Raw genomic sequence first — 20,194 nt, forward strand, 5'->3', positions numbered from 1 at the left:
AGTTTTCCTAATGCCTGTGAAGTAAATACAAGAATTGTCTGAATCAATCATCCTGCTCGTGTGACGTCATATATTGACAATCATCCAAACATCTCGACTGTCATTATTAAGACAATCTGCAACCACTTACTAAAATTTGCATATTCACCATGATGTTGTGTTCACTCTAACATTCACTGAGCATCATCGGATGAATCTTATATGACTGCTGACCAACTGCATTTAAAGGCACAAGCCATAAATAAAGCTGACTTAACAGTCGGTCATTAAAAAGATAAAGGTATTACGATTAGGGTTGCCAGACTGTTAAACAGCAACCACAGCGAAACCTGTACCCCAAAAAATCATGATGCCCCAAAATAGAAACACCAAAATGGCGATAATCATTAAAGTCTGTAATACCAAACGCAATTTTGGCGCACTTTCACCCATCTTGCCAGACGTAATATAATCGGTAAATACCGTCCACATGCCAACCCAAGCATGACCAGCTAATGCCAGTACAGCCACTAAGCTAAATAAGCGCATCGGCAAACTGGTCATAAAAGATGACCATTCAAGATAAGTAACATCACCATGAATCAAAAAGAATCCCAGTAACACCACACTATAAACAGCTAAAACGACAGCACTGATGCGCTGGACAATCCAATCGCGTGAACCTGAGCCTGTTAGACCAGTCGCACTTTTGATTCCTGAATTATTTTTGATCATTAGAACATCACCCATACAAATGACGCGACAATTAGAATCGCTGCAATCACAAAACTGACCACAGAAGCAGTTCGGCCAGATTTTAGCTCTTCGTTCATGCCCATATCAGCAAATAAGTGCTTGATGCCCATCACAAAGTGATAGGCAATCGCTGCAACAAAAATCCATGCCAAAAAGCGCACGAGTACGTTGTCAAATACGGTGGCAAAACTCTCAGGCGACGCCAAAGAGTTCTGTAGTAACCACAACATGACAGGAATCAATAAAAATAAAATAATGCCAGAGATACGATGCAAAATTGAGGCTATCGCAATCGGTGAGCGATTAACGCTAATCACTTGGCTTAAAGGCAGATCTATAGGTCGGTTGCTTTTCACAGCGGGCATCCTTTTTGCGGTTATACTCCTGTATCTGCTATCAACGCTTGACATAAACTGTGTCGATTAGGCGTTGAGCAACACACGAGACGAATAAAGTAAGGAAGAGCTAGCTGACTTCGTTTAGTTTGCGCTAAATAAGAAGAGACGATCATATGGTACAAGGTATTGATAAACTGTTTAAAATTGCTCGTCAAACCATCTGGTCTATAGAGCAACCCATCTATTATACAACATAGAAAATAAACATACGTAAGATCGATTAACTAGTCTATTTTTACTGGTCTGTCTCAATAATAAATAACGCTATACGGCTATTTATTATTGAGACAGACCTTATGGTAAATACTTAAAAATAGAACAGTTAACAAGAACATTCGAACCATAAATTGCAGTTCTTGTCTATCAAGACACTGATGAGTCGTAACCATGTATCAGTAGATAAGGCTCCAGATGATACTATATCATGATCACTTATCGATTCGCACAAAGCTAATAATGTCAGTTACGTTCCTCTAATTATAAAATGACTGGGCGATAATTACAAATTTATCCCCTAAGTAATAAAAGAGGAACATTCGATTAACAAATAAACAGTGTCAAGTCATGCTCATGTTTCTCAACCGCCCACCTATATCAGGATTTGGGTGTCTTTCTAGCAGTCTGTTACGCACACTCTATCTGTTTTTAGTGCAAATATTGATAAAACCTATTTCATTATTCTATAAAAATCATCTGAAAATCCTGCTGATATTAGCCTTCTCTATATTCTCAAAAAAAGTAGATTTTTAAGCAAAATAACCAATCTGACATATTTTGATACAAAAATTACAGTGAATAAACACGACTAAGACGTGCCAATTGGCGGCATTGTTGATAAAAGTCTTTTCAAATCATAAAGAATTGCTGCTAAGATACCCTGCGTATCAAATGAGTTAAATTTATTTAATCCATTTGACTAACCATGACGCGAGGGTATGCGTCTGTAGCAATTTTATTCTAACAAGCTAAAACAATGGAGATTAAATTATGGCTGACAATCAAGCCACATTGACCGTAGATGGTAAGGATTACCAACTTCCTATTACTGAAGGCACTTTAGGGCCGTCGGTAATCGAGGTTGCTGCTTTCCAACAAGCTGGCTATTGGACTTATGATCCAGGTTTTATGGCAACAGCGCCTGTCGAATCAAAAATTACCTTCATTGATGGCGGTAAAGGCGAGCTATTGCATCGCGGCTACCCTATCGACCAGTTAGCAAACAATGCAGAATATCTAGAAGTTGCTTATGCGCTGATTCATGGCGACCTACCTAACAGCGAGCAAAAAGCAGATTTCTTTGAAAAAATCCGTAAGCACACAGGCGTACATGACCAATTACGCAAATTCTTTGAAGGTTTCCGCCGTGACGCGCATCCAATGGCAATTATGGTTGGTGTCGTTGGTGCCTTATCAGCGTTCTATCATGAGCACTTAGATGTGAGCAATGAAGAACATCGTGAAATCACAGCTATTCGTCTGATTGCTAAAATGCCAACGCTTGCTGCAATGAGTTATAAATACTCGCGTGGCGAACCGTTCATGTATCCACGCAATGACTTTAACTATGCTGAAAACTTCTTGTACATGATGTTTGCTACACCTGCTGATGTTGACTATAAAACCAATGACGTCATCACCCGTGCAATGGACAAAATCTTTACCTTGCATGCCGATCATGAGCAAAACGCATCTACGTCAACTGTACGTCTGGCTGGTTCTACTGGCGCAAACCCTTATGCGTGTATCGCTGCTGGTATCGCAGCCCTTTGGGGCCCATCACATGGTGGCGCGAACGAAGCGGTTCTTGAGATGTTAGATGAAATCGGCTCAGTTGAAAATGTGCCTGAATTCATGGAAAAAGTGAAAAGCCGTGAAGTGAAGTTAATGGGCTTTGGTCACCGTGTTTATAAAAACTTTGACCCACGTGCCCAAGTAATGAAAGAGACTTGTGACGAGGTATTAGAAGCACTTGGTATCGATGATCCTAAGCTTGAGCTTGCTATGGCACTAGAAAAAATCGCCTTAGAAGATCCATTCTTTATCGAGCGTAATCTGTATCCAAACGTTGATTTTTACTCTGGTATCATCCTAAAAGCCATTGGTATCCCAACGTCAATGTTTACCGTTATCTTCTCACTGGCTCGTACTTCTGGTTGGATCAGCCATTGGTTAGAGATGCACAGTGCACCGTTTAAGATCGGTCGCCCACGTCAGTTATACACTGGTGAAACGCGTCGTGATTTTGTCAAAGCTGAAGACCGCAAATAAGCAAATGTGGTAAACAAGTAAACATATTAGCCGCGCAACAAAAATCCCGCCATCGTGCGGGATTTTTATTCACTATTGAAACTCTCTTAACGTCTGCTCATACTTGGCAATTTGCTCATCATAACCTTCGATGGTTTCGTTAAATTTGCTCATAAGCGTTTCAAATTCTTTTTGCTGATTCAGTTTCATCTGCTGCATGTCACTCACTTGCTGAGCTTGTATTTGCTCCCAAACTTGATGTTGAATAATCAGTCGTGCCAGCGCAGGGCTTTTTGCACTCACGCGTCCAGCAATCTCTGCATGTTCAAACAACTCCGGTACTAAAGTCGCGATATTAATCAACGTATCAATATCTTCTGCACTAAGGGGTGTCGTCACTGGCTGATAGAGCGCATCCATGGCTTGCTGATAGCGGTCAATCATTTGATCTTCCGTTAGGATAATCGGTTTACGCGGATCAAGGCTAATGCGCTTTAATACGGTTAAATCACGCTCACCTACTTCCGTACTGGTATTGATATCAGCCTCAATATCACCTTCTGTATCAGTATTAGGTTCAGGCATAGTCTCACTACTTGTGTCGTTAGCAGCGGCATCGTTTAATAATAAGGAGTCTTCACTTTCTGAAGCGTCAGCAGCTTGCAAGGATTCATACTCTGCTTGCAAACGGCGTTGTAGTCCTTGCATTTGCACGACATAAATAGGTTCAAGCTGCTTTATAAGAGCCGCCGCCGAATCACTTTGTGGCATCGGTTTGCTGTCTTCAGAATCTGTTTGCTTAAGGGTTTGACTGTCCTCTGTCGCAGGCTGTGTTTCTGATTGCTGCTGACAGCCTGTTAAAAATAGTACGCCCATGATTGTGGCGGCAAGCAAGGTGGGTGATTGGCGTACAAAGCTATTATGAGCCATATCCGTATCCGCTTTATAGCTTGCGTCAATAGCAGAATTTGCTAGCAAAAATTTAAACATGAGAGTACATATCCTTGTTAAGGCAAAACATAAAAAGCTAAAATCATCACTAATTTATTACTTTGTTTTGTTGATAGGCTGTGTGCTTAAAAAAGGAATACAAGCTTCTAAATCCTGACAGTCTTGTCCACGCTGACGACGGATAAAATAATCTTGCACCATACGCGCTTGCTGTTCAATACCGTACTTAAAAAATGATTTTCCTGTCACTAACACATAATCATAACGGCGATCAATAAGTGCGCCGCGCACCACTTTCAAGCCTTGCTGCAACTGCCATACGTGCGTTAACTCATGTATAAGCCAGCTTTGTTTGCTAAGTGACGCGTGGCTAAAATCCGTGAGCCAATCTGCTGGATGAAAATAAATATTGCCATTGGGACTAACGGCGTAGTTTTTTAGCACCCACCACGCTGTTTTTAATCGAGCCTCATCAAGACGGATACTGTCACCAAACACTGAACGTGCCAATGCTACCTCACCAGCCGTAAGTAAGCGTGATTGCGGCTTTGCGCTATTAATAGGTAGATAGCGATTTGCTAACTGCTTAAAAATCGATTGAGACATTATTTACGTCTTACCTTATGCTGAATAACGGTTTGTCATCACTCACTACAGCACTCGATAAAAGGCACTTGATGAATGATGTTTGTTAATGGTGATGAGCCATTAATAGGGATAAAAATTCAAAAACCAAAGCCATTAAGACATAAGTTGTACATTTCGTTGACTTTTATTAACGCCGATTTGCGTTAGCCTAGCTTGTATAATGGCTATTGCGGTTCATTTGTATAAACTAGTGTATATATAAATTAGCGTACTTTTACCACTGATGTCTAATACTCATTATCGAGCGATTCTGCTTTTACTCAGGCGCTTTTTTCAAGCACGACTGCTATGACAGATTGATAGCAATTTCATTTTATAATAGAGAGTCCTATGCCGCCCAATTTTCATGCCGATACCCCGCTTGCACAGCGTATGCGCCCTACCACACTTGCCGCCATTATTGGTCAAGAGCATCTATTAGCTGCTGGTGCACCATTACGACGTTTGGTGGAACAAGGACATCTGTCCTCGATTATTTTGCATGGTGAAGCAGGGATCGGCAAAACGACCATTGCCATGCTGTTGGCTGAGGCTGTTGGGCGACCTTTCCATGCGCTGTCAGCGCTAAATACTGGCGTCAAGCAATTACGCGAAGTGCTTGACAATAAAGATTCGCTCAGCTTTGAGTCGCCTGTGGTTTTTATCGATGAGATTCACCGTTTTAATAAAGCCCAGCAGGATGCACTATTGGGGGCGGTAGAGTCTGGTGATATTACCTTAATTGGTGCTACGACCGAAAATCCGTCCTTTAGTGTCAATAATGCGCTGTTGTCCCGTTGCCAAGTGTATCGTTTGGAACCGCTAACGCCTGAACAAATCAATACGGTACTACAGCGAGCCATCTTGGAAGACAAGGTACTGAAAAAACTAAGCATCGACTTACAAGCGCAAGCAACCATCAGTCAATTGGCGCATGGTGATGCAAGAAAAGCACTGAATTTGTTGGAGCTTGCCATTCAAACTGCCGACGCCAAGCAATCACCCATTATCATTGATGATGAGCTGATTGGTCGTGTCGCGCAGACCGCTTTGATACGTTACGACAAAGATGGGGAGCAGCACTATGATATCGTCTCGGCCATGATAAAGTCCGTACGCGGCTCAGACCCTGATGCCGCGCTATATTGGATGGCGCGAATGCTGGTGGGCGGTGAGCCTGCTGATTTTATCGCGCGGCGTTTGGTCATTTTAGCCAGTGAAGATATCGGTAATGCCAATCCCAATGCTCTGCTGCTTGCCGATGCTGCATTACGTAGCGTACAAGCAATTGGCATGCCAGAAGCGCGTATTATTTTGGGACAAGTGGTGGTTTATCTTGCCACCAGTGCCAAAAGCAATAGCACTTATAAAGCCATTAATGCAGCGATGGCGCTGGCAGAAAAAGACGCGTCCCCCGTTCCACTACATCTGCGCAATGGTGTGACCAAATTGATGCGCACTCAAGGTTACGGTCAAGACTATAATTATCCACACGATTATCCCAATCATTATTACCCGCAAAGTTACTTACCTGATACCTTATCAGGCACAAGCTTTTACGAGTTTGCAGACAATCAGCGGGAACAACACAGTAAGCAGTTTATGGATTGGCTAAAAAACCAAGCGGCAAGTAATGACTAAATCATGAAACCCGTTGTTCAAACAGATAGCGCATTTAGTATAAAAACGATAGTGCGGAAAGAAGTTGCTATTCAACCAAAGACAGCCGAACGGATCATTGATAAAACTTATGCCTGTTTTTGAAAGACTAATCTCTATAGTGTAGAGATGAGGCAGCATAGTTGAGTGAAAAGCGTTAAAATATCCCCATCATGATATATACGAGCAATAAGCGAATAATTTATAACGCTGGTTATTGCAGTTGCTTGTTTTGATCAGAGTACACTTTGCTTAACCACAACAACGCTTTGTGCCATCTGCTGCTACAATAGGCAAATAATACGTTATATTGCAAATGACACTTATCTATAAATAATAAAACATTGAGACTTACTATGAGTTTAAACACCATTCCTGAGATTATCGAAGACATTCGTGCTGGCAAAATGGTCATCTTGATGGATGATGAAGACCGCGAAAATGAAGGCGATATCATCATGGCAGCGACCCATGTCCGCCCTGATGATATTAACTTTATGATTACTCACGCTCGCGGTTTGGTATGCCTAACTTTGTCACAAGCGCGTTGCCAACAACTAGCGCTACCGCTGATGTCAGATCGCAATGAAGCAAAATTCAGTACTAACTTTACGGTATCTATCGAAGCTGCTGAAGGTGTTACTACGGGTATCTCTGCCGCCGATCGTGCTCGTACCATTCAAGCAGCGGTTTCTGCTTCAGCAAAACCAGAAGACATTGTGCAGCCGGGGCATATTTTTCCTATCATGGCACAAAATGGCGGTGTCCTTCACCGTGCCGGTCACACAGAAGCTGGTTGCGATTTGGCACGACTGGCAGGCCTAGAGCCAGCAGCGGTTATTGTAGAAATCATCAATGCTGATGGCACGATGGCGCGCCGTGATGATCTTGAGATATTTGCGAAAGAGCATGGTATCAAAATGGGTACGATTGCTGATCTCATTAACTATCGTATCGCCAATGAGCAAACGGTAGAAGAAATTGAGACGCGTCCTTTTGAGACTGAGTACGGCACCTTTACGCTTCATCGCTTCCGTGAGTTTGGTGCTGAGGAAACGCATTTGGCATTGGTCAAAGGCGATGTGAGCGAAGGTGTCAGTACTGTACGTGTCCATGGCTTCCATCCCTTGCGCGATTTATTCGCTGCCAAAAATGACACTACGGGACGTGGTGGCTGGAGCGTGCAATCAGCATTAGAAGAGATTAGCGCCGCAGATCGCGGTGTCTTGGTCTGGGTTGGCAGTCATCAACCGGTAGATTTGGGCGATGCGTTAGATAAAGCCTCAGACAATCAGTCGCTATCGACAATCACCCAGCAACCGTACCGCAGTATTGGTGTGGGTGCTCAGATATTGCGCCATTTAGGGGTGCGGGATATGCGTCTATTGTCATCACCGATGAAATTTTATGCGTTATCAGGCTTTGAACTAAACGTTGTCGATTTCGTTCATGCGCCAACGCAAGACTAAATAAAAGAGGCACGCTAGCATCATGTTAGCGTGCCTCTTTTTTAACCACAAACTATAGTAGATTTTAACTAAATAAAAGCGTTACAACCATTATAACGTGCCTCATGCTCACCATTTAGGCACATGAGCCACTTTTGCTTCTAATGCCAACAAGCGCTTACGTTCTTCCTCTGTCCACGGCAGTTTGTCTTTGCCATTGCTGGCTAAACGTACCACCACTGCTTCAGCCGTCGCGACAATGGCATTTTGTGCGGTGCTATAATAGCTATACTCCATAACGATACTGGTATTACCCAAACGCTGGCAACGCACGCCTAATAATAAGGTGTCAGGGTAAGTCACTGGACGTAAATATTGGCAGCTTGATTGTGCCAATACCGTGACCATACTGCCATCAAACATTCCTAATGCCTGCAAATAGCCAATTCGCGCTGACTCAGCATAACGATAATAAACCACATTGTTCAAGTGATTGAAAGCATCCATCTCACCCCAATGAATCGGCTGATGATGAATAATGGAATAGTTAGCCAATGCGTCAGGGCGCGTGGTATCTGAGATAGCAGGTGTTAAATTTGATGGTTGACTAGAACTATCCATAACTTAATTTCTCTTATTTTTTTGGATCAATAAATCTTTTGAAAAACGGCCATTAACGTTGAGGCCTATCTAAAATCTGAGTGGTTAACAATGGCGTGGGTTTTGGTGCATTGGCAATCAGTCGATCTAGCCGGTCTATGACTTCTGTTATGTTTGTAGGAGATGATTTAGTTTGTACATTATTGTCAGTAGACGTTTGTGCTGTGGCAGCTTGTGATGCTGATTCTTGTGGTGATAATGTTTGCGGTGTCAATGTTTGTGGGATCAAGGTTTGCAGCTGTTCTCGTGCTTGTCTCAGATAACCAATCAATTGCTCTTGCTCACGCATGTTGCTGGCTTGACTCGCTAAATTCAATGTCATGATGACTTCGTGAATCGCGAGTTGTCTACGCGTCAAACTGGAATTTTTGCTCTGTGCGCTAGCATTCATGGCCTGCTCATGGCTGTGCAAAAAATCTTGAATGTTTTGAATGGCCAAGTTTTGTAGCTGCCAAGGACTGGGCTGAGCGCTTCTTGCCTGCAAGCGTTCAATGTCTTTCACCAAGTTTTGTTTAATCACGAGAGTGAGTGCTGGGGCAATCTCATTACTGCTTTGTGACAGCTGCCAATGTAGACCTCTCAATAAATCAATGGCTGCGCTATCATTATTGTCTGCCAACAACCTGCCAGCCGCTTGCATTTGAAGACGCAATAAATCCAGCTGGTTTTGGGCTTGGCTTTGGCTACTGGCGGCAGAGCTAGGCTCTGGTAGTGTCTGTTGACTCAGCGCAAACAAACGATCGTCCATCTCATCCAGTCGGCTAACGACTTGCTCATGGCTTTGCAAACGCTCGTTAACGTGATGCTGAAACCGCTGCTGACTGATGTACACCCATAATAATGCAACGATAAGCAAAAAAATCACCAGCCACTGCAATCGCAACAAAAACACTGTTGCTTGCCTGCGTTGCTGGAGAGCAGAAGGGCCTTCAGATAATGATTCAGAATTTATTGACATAAGACAGTACCATTATTGGTAGGTTTGAACATAGTTATAGTAGATGCTAGGGCAAGGGCCTGCTACAAATTTTTCTGACTTGTTGTGCCTGCGCAGACAGAGGCTGCGAAAAATTTGTACCCGTCTCGCTGACTCTTGTTTATATTGACCTGACGATACTAAGTTTTCGAGCCAATAGCAGCAAGAATGGTTTCGGGGGCCAAGTCATCCACACGCCAGTAGTTTAGCTGCTGCTCTGCCACCATATTGGTTAAGCGCTCACCCAATACGACATAGGAAAAGTCTGACAATGCAAGCGTCATAGAATTGTTTATCCTGCTCGCTGTCAAACTATCTGCCATTGACGTTAAAGTTTGCTTTGATACTTCTTTGACGATATTCGTCCAATGCTCAAAAGCCGCTCCACTACTGATTACAACGATTGGTTTTGAGGGTGTTTTATTCCAAGTAGCATTTCGCGCTAAAAAATATTTTAACCATTGCTGATACTGCGTTAGTGCATCGCTGGGCATTGTGCGCTCGTACCAAGCAATACTATCGATATGGACACCGCGCGCTTGTAACGTATCGACCAATAGCCGTCGCCCACCAAGGCCACGCCATATCAATAACTTATCACCTGCTTGCAAATCCTCAATTTCAGGCATTGCTAGCATACCTTCGTTATTGGCTGTTTTGGGCTGACGTACTTGATAGCGTGCTGTATCTAATTTGACATTATTCAATGCCGCAGCGGTTGCATCACCGACCGCAACGAGCGCACTTGGCACCTTCAAAGACTTAAATACTGTTTTTGTTTGCTCATTATTACTGCTCTGCGCTTCATGCTTATGCGCAAGCGCTTGCCAAACTGCCAAGCCTGAAGCGGCAGCAGTTGGGCTAACGATCACCAGCGCCTTATAATCACCTGCTAGCCATTGGCGCATCAATACCCTATCAGCATCAGTCACTTGCCGTGATTGCAGTGATAACATTGGCATCTCAACCACTATCAGACCTGCTGCTTGTAGGTGCTGAGTTAGCGGCGCGGCGCGCTCTACTGGCCGAGTATTGATGACGATTTGCGGTAGCGAGGCACCATTATCCGCAGGTTTATTTTTATCAGTCGCGTTAAAATCTGTCGATGATGACATAGTATTACCATGGCAAAAGGCTTATAAGCTAGCTGAGTGATAGATGAATATGGGTAACTATTGTTTTATCACGCAAATAATTTTACCGCTCTTGCATTATTCAGGATGATAAATCGCAGCTAAAATAGCACCAGCACCATCGGTTAACAGCATTTTTGCAACATCGATACCAAGTTGATTGGCCTGTGCTTCTTTCTCATCTTGTGTGCCAAGCAACGTCACCCGTTTTTCTGCTTTTAACAGTTTGCTACCATCGGCTTGACCCACTCGGCCACGTAGCCATAAGACGTTGCCATTATCGTTATTGCCATGGTCGCCGTTGTTGTCATTGTTGGTTGCTGTTTCATCTGCCATTTGCAAAACGGCATACGCAGCGATAGGCACTTGGCAACCGCCATCTAAGTGACGGTTTAGGGCACGCTCAGCGATGAGACGAATACGCGCTTTATCATCATTGAGCGGTGCCAATAACTTTAACACCTCGTCATCGCCTTCACGGCATTCGATCGCCAATGCGCCTTGGCCAACCGCTGGTAAACAAGCATCAATATCCAGCTCACCGCGTATGCGCGCATCCAGCTCAATACGCTGTAAGCCACTGGTCGCCAAAATAATGGCATCATACTCGCCCGCATCCAGCTTACCCAAACGAGTGCCAACGTTGCCGCGCAAGGTTTTGATTTGTAGATCTGGGCGATACGCTTTGATTTGGCACTGACGGCGCAGACTTGAGGTTCCAACGACCGCGCCTTGGGGCAACTCATCCATACTATGATACGTATTAGAGACAAAAGCATCCGTCGGTGCAGCGCGTTTGCAATAAACGCCAAGCGTCAAACCTTCCGGCAATTGCATCGGTACATCTTTTAATGAATGTACCGCAATGTCTGCTTGTTTGTCATACAGCGCCTGCTCAAGTTCTTTAACAAACAACCCTTTACCACCGATTTTTGCCAAAGGTGTGTCCAAAATCTTGTCACCTTTAGTGACAATTTTTAGCAAGTGAATCGTCAATTCAGGATATAGATCCAGTAGGCGAGCACGAATATGTTCAGCTTGCCATAGCGCCAAAGGACTCTGACGCGTGGCGATGGTTAAAGTAGTCAAAGCAGGTTGCTGCAGATTGCTCATAAAAAGGCCTCGGTAAGTTCGATACTATATTTAATATAGTTGATTCTAAATAAAAGCAGGACAACCATAATAACGTACTGCTAGGATAATAGTTTCTTGCTTGCTGTGCCTGCGCCGCTCGATGATACAAAAATTTATCCTAGCAGCACTGTCTTTGTTTCATAGTGGATTGACCATAAGAAATGGGCGATACAAATGACGTATAGTCCATACTGACGCAAAAAAATACCCCTATTTAAGCATAAATAAGGGTTTGATGATATGGCGTGATTATTTTGCGTTCAGCACGACACAGCAGGCTACATGCTTTGAATCTTATCACGTAATGCTGGCAAGTGACGACGGCTAACCGCCAATATCTCAGTAATACCTTTAAAACGTACCTGATACTGTCCAGCATCTAACGTCTCTAAAAAGTCTAGAAAGCTGAGGTTGATGATTGCATTACGATGCACACGAAAGAGGCGATCGCCAAACTCTTGCTCAAGCTCTTTTAGTGTGTCATCGATAAGTACAATGCCATCTTTGTGGCGCACTTTGACATACTTTTGATCTGCCGTAAAATAATAGATGTCTTTGAGTTTAATCAGCTCAACACCACGGTGTGTACGAGCAGCGATGTGTTCGCGTACTGGCCGAGCGGTCGGATCTTCAAGCTTACGGATCTCATTTAACTGCGCAGCATTTAGGCTCTTTGCTTTATCTAGTGCTTCTAATAACTCATCTTTATTGGCAGGCTTCAATAAATAGCCAATCGCGTTGGCCTTTAGCGCCGCTATTGCATAGTGGTCATAAGCGGTGACAAATATAATCGCTGGTGGATGCTCAAGTTTGGCAAGCTCTTGGGCACAGCGTACCCCATCCATCTCAGGCATCCGAATGTCTAACAAAATAATATCTGGCTGCTGCATTTTCACAGCGACGATAGCTTCTTCGCCTGTTGTGGCTTGCGCCACTACCTGATGACCTGATTCTTGTACAATTCTGACCAAACGCTCGCGTGCGAGTGGCTCATCATCACAAACTACAATACGCATGCAACCTCCCATGTTAGGACAGACTTGATATATTTTTAGTAGAATGCAATAAGTATGCCATGCTTGTTTATTTAAAAAAGGGAACGAAAATAATACGATAAGCAAAAAAGGCTTACGATGAAAAAAGCTGTTATGAACCTGCATCATAAAGTGAGTAATGGATGGTGGTCACAGCCTGAGTACGGGTCACTTTACTTTTAATATCAGCGCTTTGCCCAAAATAGGCTCGTAAACGCTCCGCCTGAATATGGAAATCCATATGCTGACGCAAATCATGATTGATTATCAAGGTGTTTTTAGGAAGCGCAATATCAACGGTAATCGCTACCCAATGCTGTTGCCAAGTCACTTTGATAGTGACATGAATCGTTTCGGTGGTCATCTCGACCACATTCAGTAGCATCCTTTCCAATACGCTTTGTAAAGTGAAAGCAGTAATCACCATGTCATACATGATGTCTTCGTCAGGCAGCTGCCAACTCACCTCAAGCTTGTCCGCTAAACGACTAGTCTCAATTGCCAAATAATGCTCACAAAGCGCAATCTCTTCTTCAAAACTAATCTCATGCGCCCCATTAAAACTGGCACGAAATAGCGCGGAAATGTGCTGCAATAAAGAGGCGGCTTTTGGCGGATTGGACTCAATAAGTGAGACAAGCGTATTCAGAGTATTAAAGAAAAAATGCGGAGCCATACGCGCCTTGATCATATCGTTTTCTGCCATTAACTTGTACTCAAACGATGATTTAAGGGCATTGAGCTCGCGGTGATGGCGCAAAAAATACAGTAAAAATATCAGCGTAAATCCGCCTGTCTTCAACGTATCAAACAGTAAGTCTGCTACAAACGCATGATGGTCGTACTCAATCCAGCCAACATTGACCATGATGAGCATCACCAGAGTCATAGAGACGACAGAGGCAAACATCATCATCATTACAATACGCACGCTTACACTTGAGATACTAGCGTTTTTAAAAATAGGTCGTAGATAATCCACCAGGTACAACGAAGGTATAACGGTCAGCATGTTTTGGACAAAGCTGCTAAACAACCGAGTCAGAAAGTCTGACCAAGCTGCTAAGCCGTGGCGCTCTATCACCGTCAAAAACAGTGACCAAAAAAAAATGTACAATATCCACTGCCAAGGCTTCAGGACTTCCATGAGCTTGGGTATAAAAAACTCTAAGCGCTCTGCTAGTAAGGCAACCTCATCCTTTGCTATACTTGAGCTCTTATTCTTTTGACTTGTCTTGTACCGATATGAACGCCAATTTTTCAAATTCTAGTAATCCCGAATCAAATATGAATTCATCTGCCTCTGATTCTAGCACAGATGTTTCTATAACAAACAACGCTACTCATAGCCCTACAGGCAGTCAGGGTCAGCAGATGTGGGGCGGACGATTTAGTGAAGCGACCGATAGCTTCGTTGCTGCTTTTACTGCGTCAGTTGGTTTCGATCAACGTTTTGCACGTCATGACATTCAAGGCTCGATTGCTCATGCAACCATGCTTGAAAAGTGTGACATTTTAACTGCTGATGAAGTTGCCACTATCGTCGATGGGCTTCAGCAAGTGCTGGGCGAAATTGAAGCAGGTGATTTCAACTGGTCAATCGCCCTTGAAGACGTGCACATGAATGTAGAATCACGCCTCACTGACATTGTAGGCGCGGTTGGTAAAAAGTTGCATACAGGACGTAGCCGTAACGATCAGGTCGCCACCGACATTCGTCTCTGGTTACGTGAAGAAACGGACAACATTATCACCTTGTTGGTACGCTTACAAAGCGGCTTGCTGGATTTGGCGGAGCAACACACCGATACCATCATGCCAGGCTTTACGCATTTGCAAACTGCGCAGCCCGTGAGCTTTGGTCATCACGTCATGGCATGGTTTGAAATGTTGTATCGCGATACTGAACGTTTGGTCGATGCACGCCGCCGTATCAATCAGATGCCGCTTGGTAGTGCCGCTCTCGCTGGCACGACTTTCCCCATCGATCGTACTATTACCGCCGAACTATTAGGCTTCGAAGGTATTTGCCAAAACTCACTGGACGCGGTGTCAGACCGTGACTTTGCGATTGAGTTTACCTCTGCCGCATCTATTCTCATGATGCACATGTCACGTATGAGCGAAGAGATTATTCTTTGGATGTCAGCGCAGTTTAACTTTGTGCAAATACCAGATCGTTTCTGTACCGGTTCTTCTATCATGCCGCAAAAGAAAAACCCTGATGTACCTGAGCTAGTCCGCGGTAAAGCGGCTCGCGTGTTTGGTCAGCTCATGACCTTGCTTAGCTTAATGAAAAGTCAGCCACTGGCGTATAACAAAGACAATCAAGAAGACAAAGAGCCGCTTTTTGATTGCGTCGATACCTTGACAGGTTCGCTATTGGCCTTTGCTGACATGCTACCAAACATCACCCCAAATAAGGAAAAAATGCGAGCTGCCACCATGAAAGGCTATGCCACTGCGACAGATTTGGCCGATTATCTGGTACGCAATGGCGTAGCGTTCCGTGATGCTCATGAAGTGGTCGGCAATGCGGTCGCTTTAGGCATCAAAGAAGGCGTTGATTTAAGCGACTTATCTTTGGCACAGCTGAAACAGTTCAGCGATGCTATCGGTGATGACGTCTTCGATTATCTCACACTAGAAGGCTCGTTGGCCGCCCGTGACCATTTGGGCGGCACTGCCCCCAATCAAGTCAAGCAAGCGGTGGTCAATGGTCGAGCGCGCTTAAAGGCCTTTGCGTAATAAGTTTGGTTTACGTTTATTACTGTTTATTTAACACCCGCTGCTTAGACGGGTGTTTTTTATTTGGCGTAGCACCTGTAAACTGTATACCAGATATCCTTTGCTAAATTGACCAAGACCGTTATCATAGGTTGATATGACTAGTCGATTTAACAACTTACTATAATGAATAAGGAACGTCTGATGACTGAGACATTTAACCCGCAAGCCAATACTGTATTTTGCCGTAAATATCAGCAAGAATTGCCAAAAATGCCGCATCCGCCTTTCCCAAACAAAAAAGGTCAAGAGCTGCAAGAAACGGTCTCTGATAAAGCGTGGAAAGAGTGGATTGAACACCAAACCATGCTCATTAATGAAAATCACCTGAGCATGATGGATCCTGCCGCCAAAAAGTTCTTGACTGAGCAGCGTGATAAGTTTTTGGATAACGAAGACTATGAGCGTGCGCAAGGCTGGACGCCTGAAGGCTAGTCGTCATTTTTCTTTGTCTAACACTTAATAAAAACGCGCTATGTCAATATAGCGCGTTTTTATTGATAATTGGTTTTAAATACGTTAATTTTTACTGGTCTTCATCACGGTCTAATGCTTCAAAATCAGTAACTGACATAGCACTAACTTGACGAGCTGCCATGCGATCATTGGCTTCTTGTACCGCTTTTTCAACCATTGTGTAGTCTGAATGACGCACATCTTGACCGCTGATATAATTAATCACCAGCTCGGCCACATTTTGGGCATGATCGCCAATACGCTCAAGCGCACGCAGCACCCACATGATATTAATCACTTTCGATACATGCCGCGAATCTTCCATGATATAGGTCATCAAAGCCCGAATCGCTGATTGGTATTCATCGTTGACCACGTTATCGTTACGCATAACCTCAAACGCTTGCTCAGCATTCGATTGATTAAAAGCCTCTAGCGCATTATGTAACATCAGACGCACTTGATTGCTTAGGTGTTGAACTTCTGCATAGCCGTACGATAACTTGCCTTGTGCTGCAATTTTACTTGCCATCTGAGCGATTTTGACCGCTTCATCACCAATACGCTCTAAATCAACCACGCCTTTACTAATGGACATGACCAAACGCAAATCGTTGGCAGTTGGCTGGCGTTTGGCGACCAATAGTAAAATATGCTCATCCAACTCTACTTCCATTCGATTGATCTCGAAATCCAGATCGATAACCTCTTGTGCCAGTATCTCATCTTGATCAATAAGCGCATGAATGGCTTTAGCAACTTGGTTGGCAGCGTTATCACCCATATATAAAAATAGGCGGATGGCTTCAGCAAGATCTTGATCGAAACTTTTGGAGGTATGCTTATCACTTGGCATAAGAGGTATTCCCTGAAATACAATTTTTGTAGCGCGTCGTGCTTTTTGAACCGAACGAATCGGCGCATGAGATATGTTTAAACGTATCGAGCATTCCGCGTCTGCTCAATCCTCGCCTTAGCCATAACGACCAGTAATATAGTCTTCCGTCGCTGTTTGTGCTGGTTTGGTAAATATCTGATCCGTCTCACCCATCTCAATCATATCGCCCAAATACATATAAACCGTATAATCTGATACCCGTGCTGCTTGTTGCATGTTGTGAGTGACAATGGCAATGGTATAGTCGTTTTTTAAATCTTCAATCAGATCTTCAATAGCGCCCGTTGAGATAGGGTCGAGTGCTGAGGTTGGCTCATCAAGCAGCAATACTTCAGGCTTGGTTGCGACACTACGCGCGATACAAAGACGCTGCTGCTGTCCACCTGACAACGACAATCCAGATGCTTTTAACTTGTCTTTGACTTCTGGCCACAACGCTGCTTTTTTTAGCGCCCATTCCACACGGTTATCAAGCTCTGCCTTGGACATTTTTTCATACAAACGTACACCAAAAGCGACATTGTCATAAATCGACATTGGAAACGGCGTGGGCTTTTGGAATACCATACCTACTTGGGCGCGTAGCAAATTGACATCGACGTCTTTGCCCAAGATATTTTTGCCATCAAGGCTGATATTGCCTTCTGCACGCATACCTGGATATAAATCGTACATACGGTTAAAAGTACGCAGTAGTGTAGATTTGCCGCACCCTGAAGGACCGATAAAGGCAGTGACTTTTTTATCAGGGATATCAATATTGATGTTTTTTAGCGCCTGAAAATCACCATAATAAAAACTTAGGTCGCGAATTTCCATTTTTGCCGCTGGCATGTTTTTCGGAATATCATCGCGCGTTTGCTTGGTCAGAGTAGCAGTATCTGGTTGTCCCATCTGCGTGCTAGTAGACATAGGTCTATTCAATAGACTATCTGTGGTCTCTTTGAAGTTATCAACAGTCTTTTTCTTGCGGACTTTGCTTATAACGTCATTCATAGTGTTATCCAACCTAGCTTAATTAAAATTCATGTGCGTTTAAGTAAACGCTTGATGTGATGTGCTTTGACGTCAGCCTTTATTTGGGCTGACCTCTACCGCCAATGAATCTGGCCAAAATATTCAATACCAAGACAGAGCTAGTGATAAGAAGTGCCGCGGCCCATGCCAGAGCATGCCAGTTATCATAAGGGCTCATCGCAAACTGATAGATGGTATTGGGTAAGTTAGCAATTGGTTGACTCATATCGGTACTGAAGTACTGATTGTTCAGCGCCGTAAATAGCAACGGTGCCGTCTCACCTGTGATTCTGGCGAAGGCCAATAAAACCCCTGTCGTAAGCCCCGCTTTTGCCGCCTTAATAGTCACTTGCGTCACCATTTTCCACTTAGGCGTACCTAATGCGTAAGCGGCTTCGCGAATACTATTGGGAACTAGATTGAGCATATTTTCGGTCGTACGCACAACCACAGGAATAACAATTAATGCCAAAGCCAACGCGCCCGCCCAACCAGAGAAGCTTTCACCTTTGACCATCAGCGCATAAATAAATAGACCAATAACAATCGATGGTGCAGACAGCAAAATGTCATTCAAAAAACGTGTTACTTTACCAAGCATACTACCCTGAGAGAACTCAGACAAGTAAATACCCGTCATCAGACCGATTGGCGCTCCGATAAATAATCCTGAAAATGCCAACATCACCGAACCGACAATCGCATTTCGCAAACCACCTACGCTCATAGGCGGTGGTGTATCGGCCGTAAATACAGGCAGTTGCACGATGCCTTGGAAGCCTTCGATAAACAGTGTAAACAAAATCCAAAACAACCAAAACAAACCAAAAACCATCGCTGACATCGCAAACCCTAGGCCAAGCTTATTGGCCCAGCGGCGTTTGTTATATAGGCTTTGGTTATAACGACCTTCAAAGTTCGTCTTCGCTGGTAACGGCGCATTGATTGCGTTGGTAGCATTGTTAGAAGGCATAAAACTTGTTTCCCGTATTTTTATCAGTACCCATAACCATCAAAATTTACCGAGGTAACCGAACAGCTATCGATTGCCTGCTTTTTGATCCATACGCATCAGCATCAGCTTAGCCAGAGATAACACAATGAAAGTAATGACAAATAGGATTAAGCCTAAATGTAATAAAGAAGCTAAATGTAGCTCACTCGAGGCTTCCGCAAATTCATTGGCTAAGGCCGAGGTAATCGTGACGCCAGACGTAAATAGACTTGGATTGATATTAAAGGCGTTACCAATTAAGAAAGTAACCGCCATCGTCTCACCCAGTGCGCGACCTAACCCCAAGATGACACCACCGACGACACCCGCTTTGGTATAAGGCAAGATGATCTTAAACATGACTTCCCATGTCGTAGCGCCCATACCATAAGCCGATTCTTTCAGCAGGTCGGGTACGACAGAAAAAACATCTCGCATGGTAGCAGCGATGAAAGGGATAATCATGATGGCAAGTACCAGCGAGGCTGTAAACATACCCAGCCCCATTGGTGCACCTGTAAACAGTTTACCGATAATAGGTAAAGGGCCCACATGCTCAATAAACCATGGCTGAATGTGATCACCAAAAAAAGGCGCAAACACAAACAATCCCCACATACCATAAATGATAGAGGGAATGCCCGCCAACAATTCGATAGCGATGCCAAGTGGTTTCTTTAAAAACTTTGGGCACATCTCAGTCAAAAATATCGCGATACCAAAGCTGACCGGTACGGCAATCATAATGGCAATAAACGATGTCACTAGCGTGCCGTAGATAGGCGCTAGCGCACCGTATTCATTGGCGACCGTATCCCAGTTATTGCTGGTATAAAAGCCCAAGCCAAATTCTTGGATACTCGGCCAAGCCCCAATGATTAATGAGACTAAAATACCGCCCAAGGACAGAAGAACAAGAATGGAAAAAGCCTTGGTTGCATTAACAAACAGGGCATCATAACGTTTTTGTTTAGCCAGTTGGGACCTTAAGTCATTCATAAGTGTCTCAGCGTTGAATAGAATCAAGTCAAAATATTAGA

19 protein-coding genes are annotated in these 20,194 nt (G+C 43.9%); 5 read left to right on the forward strand and 14 right to left on the reverse strand.

Annotation, left to right across the window (positions count from 1 at the left end):
* Nucleotides 1-306: 306 nt before the first annotated feature.
* Complete coding sequence (gene sdhD / locus M917_RS06920; RefSeq protein WP_040642264.1) at nt 307-711, reverse strand: succinate dehydrogenase, hydrophobic membrane anchor protein; 405 nt, start codon at nt 709-711, stop codon at nt 307-309.
* 2 nt (nt 712-713) lie between these two features.
* Nucleotides 714-1,100, reverse strand: coding sequence for a succinate dehydrogenase, cytochrome b556 subunit (sdhC, locus tag M917_RS06925; RefSeq protein WP_084606183.1), 387 nt, complete (start codon nt 1,098-1,100; stop codon nt 714-716).
* A gap of 1,020 nt (nt 1,101-2,120) precedes the next feature.
* On the opposite strand from sdhC, the gene gltA reads away from it, so the two are divergent.
* Entirely contained in the window at nt 2,121-3,401 is a 1,281-nt protein-coding gene (gene gltA, locus M917_RS06930; RefSeq protein WP_021814085.1) for a citrate synthase, read from the forward strand.
* Between the two features lie 72 nt (nt 3,402-3,473).
* On the opposite strand, the gene M917_RS06935 is transcribed toward gltA, so the two are convergent.
* Nucleotides 3,474-4,370, reverse strand: coding sequence for a hypothetical protein (locus tag M917_RS06935; protein WP_021814086.1), 897 nt, complete (start codon nt 4,368-4,370; stop codon nt 3,474-3,476).
* Between the two features lie 57 nt (nt 4,371-4,427).
* Nucleotides 4,428-4,937, reverse strand: coding sequence for a hypothetical protein (locus M917_RS06940; protein ID WP_021814087.1), 510 nt, complete (start codon nt 4,935-4,937; stop codon nt 4,428-4,430).
* A 372-nt stretch (nt 4,938-5,309) separates the two neighbouring features.
* Between M917_RS06940 and M917_RS06945 the strand changes: the two genes are divergently transcribed.
* The gene (locus tag M917_RS06945; RefSeq protein ID WP_021814089.1) at nt 5,310-6,599 is read left to right on the forward strand and encodes a replication-associated recombination protein A; all 1,290 of its coding nucleotides are present in this window, start codon (nt 5,310-5,312) and stop codon (nt 6,597-6,599) included.
* A 374-nt stretch (nt 6,600-6,973) separates the two neighbouring features.
* Nucleotides 6,974-8,086 carry a bifunctional 3,4-dihydroxy-2-butanone-4-phosphate synthase/GTP cyclohydrolase II gene (ribBA, locus tag M917_RS06950; RefSeq protein ID WP_021814091.1) on the forward strand — a complete coding sequence of 371 codons (1,113 nt, stop codon included), beginning with the start codon at nt 6,974-6,976 and terminating at the stop codon, nt 8,084-8,086.
* A 108-nt stretch (nt 8,087-8,194) separates the two neighbouring features.
* Here ribBA and M917_RS06955 read toward each other — a convergent pair whose 3' ends face one another.
* The 6 genes from M917_RS06955 to M917_RS06980 form a co-directional block, all read right to left on the reverse strand.
* Nucleotides 8,195-8,686, reverse strand: a complete 492-nt coding sequence (locus M917_RS06955) for an acyl-CoA thioesterase (RefSeq protein ID WP_021814092.1) — start codon at nt 8,684-8,686, stop codon at nt 8,195-8,197.
* A 52-nt stretch (nt 8,687-8,738) separates the two neighbouring features.
* Nucleotides 8,739-9,683 carry a hypothetical protein gene (locus M917_RS06960; RefSeq protein WP_021814093.1) on the reverse strand — a complete coding sequence of 315 codons (945 nt, stop codon included), beginning with the start codon at nt 9,681-9,683 and terminating at the stop codon, nt 8,739-8,741.
* Nucleotides 9,684-9,841: 158 nt separating this feature from the next.
* Entirely contained in the window at nt 9,842-10,816 is a 975-nt protein-coding gene (locus M917_RS06965; RefSeq protein ID WP_021814094.1) for a uroporphyrinogen-III synthase, read from the reverse strand.
* A 96-nt stretch (nt 10,817-10,912) separates the two neighbouring features.
* Nucleotides 10,913-11,947, reverse strand: coding sequence for a hydroxymethylbilane synthase (gene hemC / locus M917_RS06970; protein WP_021814095.1), 1,035 nt, complete (start codon nt 11,945-11,947; stop codon nt 10,913-10,915).
* A 299-nt stretch (nt 11,948-12,246) separates the two neighbouring features.
* Nucleotides 12,247-12,984, reverse strand: a complete 738-nt coding sequence (locus M917_RS06975) for a LytR/AlgR family response regulator transcription factor (RefSeq protein ID WP_021814096.1) — start codon at nt 12,982-12,984, stop codon at nt 12,247-12,249.
* Nucleotides 12,985-13,114: 130 nt separating this feature from the next.
* On the reverse strand, nt 13,115-14,119 hold the full coding sequence (locus tag M917_RS06980; protein WP_227500824.1) for a histidine kinase: 1,005 nt from the start codon (nt 14,117-14,119) through the stop codon (nt 13,115-13,117).
* Between the two features lie 257 nt (nt 14,120-14,376).
* On the opposite strand from M917_RS06980, the gene argH reads away from it, so the two are divergent.
* Both argH and M917_RS06990 read left to right on the forward strand, forming a co-directional pair.
* Nucleotides 14,377-15,750, forward strand: coding sequence for an argininosuccinate lyase (argH, locus tag M917_RS06985; protein WP_021814098.1), 1,374 nt, complete (start codon nt 14,377-14,379; stop codon nt 15,748-15,750).
* A 183-nt stretch (nt 15,751-15,933) separates the two neighbouring features.
* Nucleotides 15,934-16,224 carry an oxidative damage protection protein gene (locus M917_RS06990; protein ID WP_021814099.1) on the forward strand — a complete coding sequence of 97 codons (291 nt, stop codon included), beginning with the start codon at nt 15,934-15,936 and terminating at the stop codon, nt 16,222-16,224.
* Nucleotides 16,225-16,315: 91 nt separating this feature from the next.
* On the opposite strand, the gene phoU is transcribed toward M917_RS06990, so the two are convergent.
* From phoU to pstC, 4 genes are all read right to left on the reverse strand, one after another.
* Complete coding sequence (gene phoU, locus M917_RS06995) at nt 16,316-17,101, reverse strand: phosphate signaling complex protein PhoU (RefSeq protein ID WP_021814100.1); 786 nt, start codon at nt 17,099-17,101, stop codon at nt 16,316-16,318.
* Nucleotides 17,102-17,218: 117 nt separating this feature from the next.
* The gene (gene pstB, locus M917_RS07000) at nt 17,219-18,139 is read right to left on the reverse strand and encodes a phosphate ABC transporter ATP-binding protein PstB (RefSeq protein ID WP_021814101.1); all 921 of its coding nucleotides are present in this window, start codon (nt 18,137-18,139) and stop codon (nt 17,219-17,221) included.
* A gap of 79 nt (nt 18,140-18,218) precedes the next feature.
* Nucleotides 18,219-19,133 carry a phosphate ABC transporter permease PstA gene (pstA, locus tag M917_RS07005; RefSeq protein ID WP_021814102.1) on the reverse strand — a complete coding sequence of 305 codons (915 nt, stop codon included), beginning with the start codon at nt 19,131-19,133 and terminating at the stop codon, nt 18,219-18,221.
* Between the two features lie 66 nt (nt 19,134-19,199).
* Nucleotides 19,200-20,153, reverse strand: a complete 954-nt coding sequence (gene pstC, locus M917_RS07010; protein WP_040642247.1) for a phosphate ABC transporter permease subunit PstC — start codon at nt 20,151-20,153, stop codon at nt 19,200-19,202.
* Between the last annotated feature and the right edge of the window lie 41 nt (nt 20,154-20,194).

Origin of the sequence: Psychrobacter aquaticus CMS 56, from assembly GCF_000471625.1 — a bacterium.
GTDB lineage: Bacteria > Pseudomonadota > Gammaproteobacteria > Pseudomonadales > Moraxellaceae > Psychrobacter > Psychrobacter aquaticus.

Bases quoted from the DNA above. Each gene is read 5' to 3' on its own strand.
- sdhC (WP_084606183.1), bottom strand. From the start codon at position 1,100: ATGCCCGCTGTGAAAAGCAACCGACCTATAGATCTGCCTTTAAGCCAA.
- gltA (WP_021814085.1), top strand. From the start codon at position 2,121: ATGGCTGACAATCAAGCCACATTGACCGTAGATGGTAAGGATTACCAA.
- M917_RS06935 (WP_021814086.1), bottom strand. From the start codon at position 4,370: ATGTTTAAATTTTTGCTAGCAAATTCTGCTATTGACGCAAGCTATAAA.
- M917_RS06940 (WP_021814087.1), bottom strand. From the start codon at position 4,937: ATGTCTCAATCGATTTTTAAGCAGTTAGCAAATCGCTATCTACCTATT.
- M917_RS06945 (WP_021814089.1), top strand. From the start codon at position 5,310: ATGCCGCCCAATTTTCATGCCGATACCCCGCTTGCACAGCGTATGCGC.
- ribBA (WP_021814091.1), top strand. From the start codon at position 6,974: ATGAGTTTAAACACCATTCCTGAGATTATCGAAGACATTCGTGCTGGC.
- M917_RS06955 (WP_021814092.1), bottom strand. From the start codon at position 8,686: ATGGATAGTTCTAGTCAACCATCAAATTTAACACCTGCTATCTCAGAT.
- M917_RS06960 (WP_021814093.1), bottom strand. From the start codon at position 9,683: ATGTCAATAAATTCTGAATCATTATCTGAAGGCCCTTCTGCTCTCCAG.
- M917_RS06965 (WP_021814094.1), bottom strand. From the start codon at position 10,816: ATGTCATCATCGACAGATTTTAACGCGACTGATAAAAATAAACCTGCG.
- hemC (WP_021814095.1), bottom strand. From the start codon at position 11,947: ATGAGCAATCTGCAGCAACCTGCTTTGACTACTTTAACCATCGCCACG.
- M917_RS06975 (WP_021814096.1), bottom strand. From the start codon at position 12,984: ATGCGTATTGTAGTTTGTGATGATGAGCCACTCGCACGCGAGCGTTTG.
- argH (WP_021814098.1), top strand. From the start codon at position 14,377: ATGTGGGGCGGACGATTTAGTGAAGCGACCGATAGCTTCGTTGCTGCT.
- M917_RS06990 (WP_021814099.1), top strand. From the start codon at position 15,934: ATGACTGAGACATTTAACCCGCAAGCCAATACTGTATTTTGCCGTAAA.
- phoU (WP_021814100.1), bottom strand. From the start codon at position 17,101: ATGCCAAGTGATAAGCATACCTCCAAAAGTTTCGATCAAGATCTTGCT.
- pstB (WP_021814101.1), bottom strand. From the start codon at position 18,139: ATGAATGACGTTATAAGCAAAGTCCGCAAGAAAAAGACTGTTGATAAC.
- pstA (WP_021814102.1), bottom strand. From the start codon at position 19,133: ATGCCTTCTAACAATGCTACCAACGCAATCAATGCGCCGTTACCAGCG.
- pstC (WP_040642247.1), bottom strand. From the start codon at position 20,153: ATGAATGACTTAAGGTCCCAACTGGCTAAACAAAAACGTTATGATGCC.